At 46.1% G+C, this 5,785-nt stretch carries 9 protein-coding genes; all 9 read right to left on the reverse strand.

The features are described from left to right. Positions 1-278: 278 nt before the first annotated feature. Positions 279-788, reverse strand: coding sequence for a DivIVA domain-containing protein (locus tag GRP75_RS17770; RefSeq protein WP_160789952.1), 510 nt, complete (start codon positions 786-788; stop codon positions 279-281). A gap of 172 nt (positions 789-960) precedes the next feature. Further along, positions 961-1,743 carry a YlmH family RNA-binding protein gene (locus GRP75_RS17775; protein ID WP_160789953.1) on the reverse strand — a complete coding sequence of 261 codons (783 nt, stop codon included), beginning with the start codon at positions 1,741-1,743 and terminating at the stop codon, positions 961-963. An 8-nt stretch (positions 1,744-1,751) separates the two neighbouring features. Then, a complete protein-coding gene (locus GRP75_RS17780) occupies positions 1,752-2,009 on the reverse strand; it encodes a YggT family protein (protein WP_023989436.1) in 258 nt (85 codons plus the stop codon). 7 nt (positions 2,010-2,016) lie between these two features. Continuing rightward, positions 2,017-2,469 (reverse strand): cell division protein SepF, encoded by a 453-nt coding sequence (locus tag GRP75_RS17785; protein WP_023989437.1) that lies wholly within the window; start codon positions 2,467-2,469, stop codon positions 2,017-2,019. Continuing rightward, positions 2,460-3,161, reverse strand: a complete 702-nt coding sequence (locus tag GRP75_RS17790) for a YggS family pyridoxal phosphate-dependent enzyme (protein ID WP_025718637.1) — start codon at positions 3,159-3,161, stop codon at positions 2,460-2,462. Before GRP75_RS17790 ends, GRP75_RS17785 begins: the two co-directional genes overlap by 10 nt. Positions 3,162-3,169: 8 nt before the next feature. Continuing rightward, the gene (gene pgeF / locus GRP75_RS17795) at positions 3,170-4,054 is read right to left on the reverse strand and encodes a peptidoglycan editing factor PgeF (protein ID WP_160789954.1); all 885 of its coding nucleotides are present in this window, start codon (positions 4,052-4,054) and stop codon (positions 3,170-3,172) included. Between the two features lie 82 nt (positions 4,055-4,136). After that, positions 4,137-4,481 (reverse strand): YlmC/YmxH family sporulation protein, encoded by a 345-nt coding sequence (locus GRP75_RS17800; protein ID WP_023989440.1) that lies wholly within the window; start codon positions 4,479-4,481, stop codon positions 4,137-4,139. A gap of 111 nt (positions 4,482-4,592) precedes the next feature. Next, positions 4,593-5,375 carry an RNA polymerase sporulation sigma factor SigG gene (gene sigG / locus GRP75_RS17805; RefSeq protein WP_007431182.1) on the reverse strand — a complete coding sequence of 261 codons (783 nt, stop codon included), beginning with the start codon at positions 5,373-5,375 and terminating at the stop codon, positions 4,593-4,595. 96 nt (positions 5,376-5,471) lie between these two features. Then, positions 5,472-5,785: sigma-70 family RNA polymerase sigma factor (locus tag GRP75_RS17810; RefSeq protein WP_160789955.1), on the reverse strand; the 314-nt coding region annotated here is incomplete at its 5' end.

Genomic DNA, 5,785 nt, shown 5'->3' on the forward strand with positions numbered 1-5,785 from the left:
CTCACTTCTCCGGGAGGATCTTCGGTCATGTTCTGAACGTTGGCTTGCACCGGAAGGCCAACTCTCTGAGGGACAAATCATGACGTACTCGTTCCCATCAACGAATTAAACATGTTAAATTCATCGAATATTAAATCAGCAACATCGTTGCCTTGAATAACAACCATCAGCCGACGGACGGATAATCATTGAATTCAGTATAGTATTTACAGTTATAGCCTGTTTAAAGATAAAAGTCAACCCTAACAAAGCCTAATAAAAGCTTGTCAGAAATGAAATCAGTAAATTTCTTTCATCTCACGCTCGCGCTCCAGTACTTCGCGTTCCCGGTTTTCAAGGGCTTCCCAGCTGTCTTGGCTTAACGAATCAACCTGTGCTTCCACCAGTGTGCGAAACCGTGATCGGTAAATCGATGCCGTCTTCTTCAGTTCTTCAACCTCCAACGCGATCTTGCGGGATTTAGATAATGCTTCGTTCACAATACGGTCCGCATTTTTTTCCGCTTCCTTCACGATCAGTTGGGATTCTTTCTTGGCGTTGTTACGAACTTCATCAGCCGCTTCCTGCGCCACGATAATCGTCTTACTCAGGGTATCCTCAATCGTCGCGAAATGATCAAGCTTCTCCTGTACGTTCAACAACTCGGTGCTCAGTTCTTTATTTTCACGAATAACGCCCTCGTAATCTTTGATCACCTGATCCAAAAATTCATTAACCTGATCCTCATCATAACCGCGAAGCCGGCGGGCAAATTCCTTGTTATGTATATCCAATGGCGTTAATGGCATGCCGTCCACCTCCTATAAGATTGACAAAAAATACATTTTCCGCGTCACGACGCTCACTATCATCTATCGGTCATCATACCCCGTTTTGTGAATACTGTACAGAGCAAAATCGTTCCAGTTCTTCGCTATAGCTTAATTCTTTCGACAGAAAGCTCGTGATTCCTGCCTACAGCTATACAAACTTACCAATTTTGACACGGAATCTTCCCTTTTTTGTCATCCCGTCTGCTTCAAGCACTTTGAAACGCCCAAAACCCTGCATGGAAATAACGTCCCCAGCTTTAAGTGGAGTGGATGGATTCTCCTCCACCTTCCAATTTACCCGGCACCGTCCCGCCCGAATCGGTGTTAATATTTTACTGCGGCTTAGCTTGTACACATCGCTGGCAATACCGTCCAGCCGCAAAGAAGCGACCGTCAGATCTAGCGCCTCTAATGCAACTTCCTTCGTTCGCAGACTCGCTACAGGCAACAGTTCTGTCCATACATGAACACGATGTACCTGCTGCAAATGCATCGTCATAAAATCACCGATCTCTGAAGCTACCAATACATGGCACCCATCATCAAGTACATGAATGTCCCCGATTTTCCCACGTTTGATTCCAAGTCCCAGTAGGGCACCTAGATAATCACCGTGCTCAAGGGTACCTACTTTATGATCGTCAGATGTGATGGAAAGGACCTGAATCCCCATCTCCTCACCGTCCAAATACGAATAATCGGGCGCAATAAGCGCCCGCTTTCGTTCTGAAGCCATATATCCGCCATCTACCCTAATCGTGACCTTGTCTTCCTTCGAAGCAAGTGTCTCCAATATGTACTGTTGGCGCGGGTCCAAAAAATCAGTCAGCTTCTGCTCATGATAAGCTCCCGCATGACTGATCCATTCGGAAGCGCGATCCACATAATCCCGTTCATCCGGGTGAAAATGCTCATAAATCTCAGTTCGCATAACTCCTCCTAGACGAAATTACCAATTAAAGAAATCAAACCGTATGACGCAAAACGCAGAGCAATCAGCGCAACGATGGGTGAAATATCAATCATCCCGAAGATTGGCGGTATAAACCTGCGAAAAGGAGACAAATACGGTTCCACAAACTTGGCAAGTAAATCGCCAATTACACTCTCTCTGGCATTAGGAAGCCATGACAGCAGAACATATGCAATGATCATGTACGAATAAATCTGAAATAGCCAGTAAATTACCTCGATCAAGAAAAGTTCACCTCATTCTGTTAAGTTCTTGTTCAGTGTCAGCCAGTATTTCCGTAATAGAGCCTTGAATCTCAACCGTATCTGGTGTACACAGAAAAATATTGTTCCCGACCTTGGAGATACCACCACCCAGTGCATACACAGTACCACTCAAAAAATCAATAATTCGCAACGCCTGATCCTTGCGAATTCGTTGCAAATTAACTACGACGGTGCGATGGGAACGGATATGGTCGGCAATTTCCTGTGCTTCATCATAAGAACGCGGCTCATACAGGACAACTTTCACATTTTTCTGTGAATGGATGCTGACAACATTAGTGCTCTTCTGGTTCTTACGTTTATCAAAGCTTGGGGTTTCAATTTCTTGATCTTCCGGCGTATTCATAACCTCTCGCTCTATAACTTCCTCTTCTTCCTGAAGCCCCAGAAAGTTCATGAACTTATTCATTACGCCCAATGGAAATCCTCCTCTCGTCCGACCAGTACGGAACCAAGCCGCAGCCAGGTCGCTCCCTCTTCAACCGCCACTTCAAAATCATTGGACATCCCCATAGACAAGTGAACGATGGGTTCTCTGGTCAAGGCTTGTCCATTTAACCTATCCCGTAATTCACGTAATCCCCGAAACACAGGCCGAGTTTTTTCCGGGTCTTCCTCATGAGGAGCCATCGTCATCAAGCCAATTACGTCCACATGCTCCAACTCGCGAATTTGTTCCAAAAAGGGGACAACCGCCTCAGAGGACAAGCCATATTTGGATATTTCCCCAGAAATATTGACTTGCACAAAAGCTTTAACTCGCAGTCCCAGAGCGGCTGCCTTCTTGTCCAATTCCTGAGCGAGCGATAAGCGGTCAAGCGAATGTATAAATTTAAATTTTCCAATCACATCTTTAACCTTATTCGTTTGGAGATGACCAATAAAATGCCACGTTCCCCGGTCACCCAACTTGCTCCATTTATCCGCAGCATCCTGCCAGCGATTTTCGCCCACATGCTCTAAGTCGCTATCCAGTACCGATGTCATTGTCGCCGCCGAAACATATTTGGTGACAGCGATCACATTAACTTCATCACGCGAACGTCCGCTTCGGGCACATGCCGCTTCTACACGGGCATTCACTTCTTTAATTCGTTCCTCCAAAGACACGGGAGGACTCACCTCTCTTCCAGACCAATCCAACTCGCCATTCTTCCTGTGACGCCGCCTTCTTTGCGATATGAAAAAAACAAATCGCTACGGCTACTCGTGCATAAGGTAGTACATTCGATATGGCTCGGCAATATTCCTGCTTTCATCATAATGTGTCGATTGCATTGTTTCAAGTCAAGTAGTGTTTTTCCGGTGGTTAAGGGAAAGTAAACAGAACCTTCCCATTTATCATTACCCGGGCAATCATACTCCAAAACCCGAATTTGGCTCATCACGTGCTCATCCACCTCATAGGATTCAGAACCAATGGAAGGACCAATAGCTGCTAGTATATCAGACGGCTGAGATCCATATTCGTTTTGCATGGTCTGTACCATTTTCAATGCGATTTCCGCAACGGTTCCCTTCCAGCCTGCATGCGCCAACCCAATCACACGGCGGACTGGATCACAAAAATATAATGGTACACAGTCTGCATAAAAGGACGTCAACAAAATGCCAGGTACATTCGTCAAAAGTCCATCTGTGTCCTGAAAAGCGGATGCACGATCCATAAAGCCCCGCCCGCGATCAGCAGCCTTGACCACGGCAACATGATGACCATGAACCTGTTCACCGCACGTCCACGCTTCAGCAGCAAAGCCAAGCTGCTCAGCAATGAGCCGACGGTTACGAATAACTTGCTCGGGGTCATCCCCCACATGGAACGCACAGTTCAGACTAGCGTAGGGCACCTCACTGACACCGCCATGACGACCTGTAAAACCCGCTGTTAATCTCTGAACCTGCCGCTCCCAAGATTGAATATATAACAACTCCGGTACGGGACGTCCGCCATCTTTCATAAGCGCAGCCCCCGTAGCCTCGGTGTTCACTACAAATGGTTCCATTCATTCTCACCTCTACTGCCCAGTGTACCAAAAAGCCGCCGCCGTGTCTTCACAACACACTAAAATACGTAGATCTGCAAGTTCAGAAGCCCCGTCGGTCACTCCGCTCTTGACGTTCGATATACAACTTTTCCTCGCCTTCACCCGGCGGCTCATGCAATCCTTCCAGTCGTACAAGCACAACATCCGAACCAATTTTCACAATGTTGCGCCACGGAATGACCAACTCGCTTCCGCCTCCAAACCAGCCCATAAAACGACTGCTGCCTGGAACCACAATGGCTTCAATTTTCCCCTGCCGCACGTCAATCTCCAAATCACTGATTTGTCCCAGACGTCTTCCATCTACAATGTTAATGACATCCTTGGTTTGAAACTCGGAAATTTTCATTGCTCTTACTGACGTTTCCGGTGCACTCACACGCATCACATCCTTTATTTCACTATATGAGCGGAAGAGCCCAAAAAATGTCCTGTAAACGCAAAAACGATCCGGTAGGATCGTTTTTATCGCTGAATCATTCAAGCATTCATTTCATTAGGACTTTACATGTTTTTGCATTTGCTGTATAGCCGACTTCTCTAATCTTGAAACCTGGGCTTGAGAGATACCGATTTCGTCGGCAACCTCCATTTGCGTCTTTCCTTCATAAAAACGCATAGACAATATCATCTTTTCACGCTGGCCCAGGCGATGCATCGCTTCCCGCAGAGCGATTTCCTCAATCCATGAGACGTCTTTATTTCTGTCATCACTGATCTGATCCATCACATAGATTGGGTCGCCCCCGTCGTGATATATCGGCTCGAACAGCGAAACCGGATCCTGAATCGCATCCAACGCGAACACAACGTCTTCTTTGGGCACATTCAGTGCCTCTGAAATTTCAAAAATCGTTGGTTCACGCGAGTTCAGATTCGTCAGACTGTCCCGCACCTGAAGCGCCTTATATGCAATATCCCGTAACGAACGAGATACACGGATCGGATTGTTATCCCGCAAATAACGGCGGATCTCTCCGATAATCATCGGCACCGCATAAGTGGAGAACTTTACGTTTTGCGAAAGGTCAAAATTATCAATCGCCTTCATTAGGCCGATACATCCTACCTGGAACAAATCGTCCACAAACTCTCCCCGATTGTTAAATCGTTGAATCACACTCAGGACGAGTCGGAGATTGCCGTTGACCAATTTTTCTCTGGCTGATCGTTCATTATTTTGCTGAAGTGATGTGAACAACTCGCGCATTTCTGCATTGGTTAATACCGGCAGTTTGGCGGTATCCACACCGCAAATTTCCACTTTATTTCGGGTCATCGTGTCTTACCTCCCAAGGAGCAACATTAATGTACATTATCTCCTGAGGGCATTTTTTTATTCGCCGTTTCCATCGCTTCCGGATATACCCATGCATTATACCATTTTATTAAATTCTTTTCGTAAGCGCTTTATAATTCGCTTTTCCAGACGCGAAATATACGATTGCGAGATACCCAACAGGTCAGCAACATCCTTCTGTGTCTTCTCTTCTCCGTCTTGTAAGCCGAAGCGCAGCTCCATAATCAAACGCTCTCGATCCGTCAACTTATCCAGTGCCTTATGCAATAATTTTCGGTCCACCTGCTCCTCAATATTACGGTAAATGGTATCATTTTCCGTCCCCATCACATCGGAAAGCAATAATTCATTACCGTCCCAATCAATATTCAGAGGCTCATCAAAAGAAA

Source organism: Paenibacillus sp. OT2-17, from assembly GCF_009827695.1.
GTDB classification, from domain to species: Bacteria; Bacillota; Bacilli; order Paenibacillales; family Paenibacillaceae; genus Paenibacillus; species Paenibacillus polymyxa_B.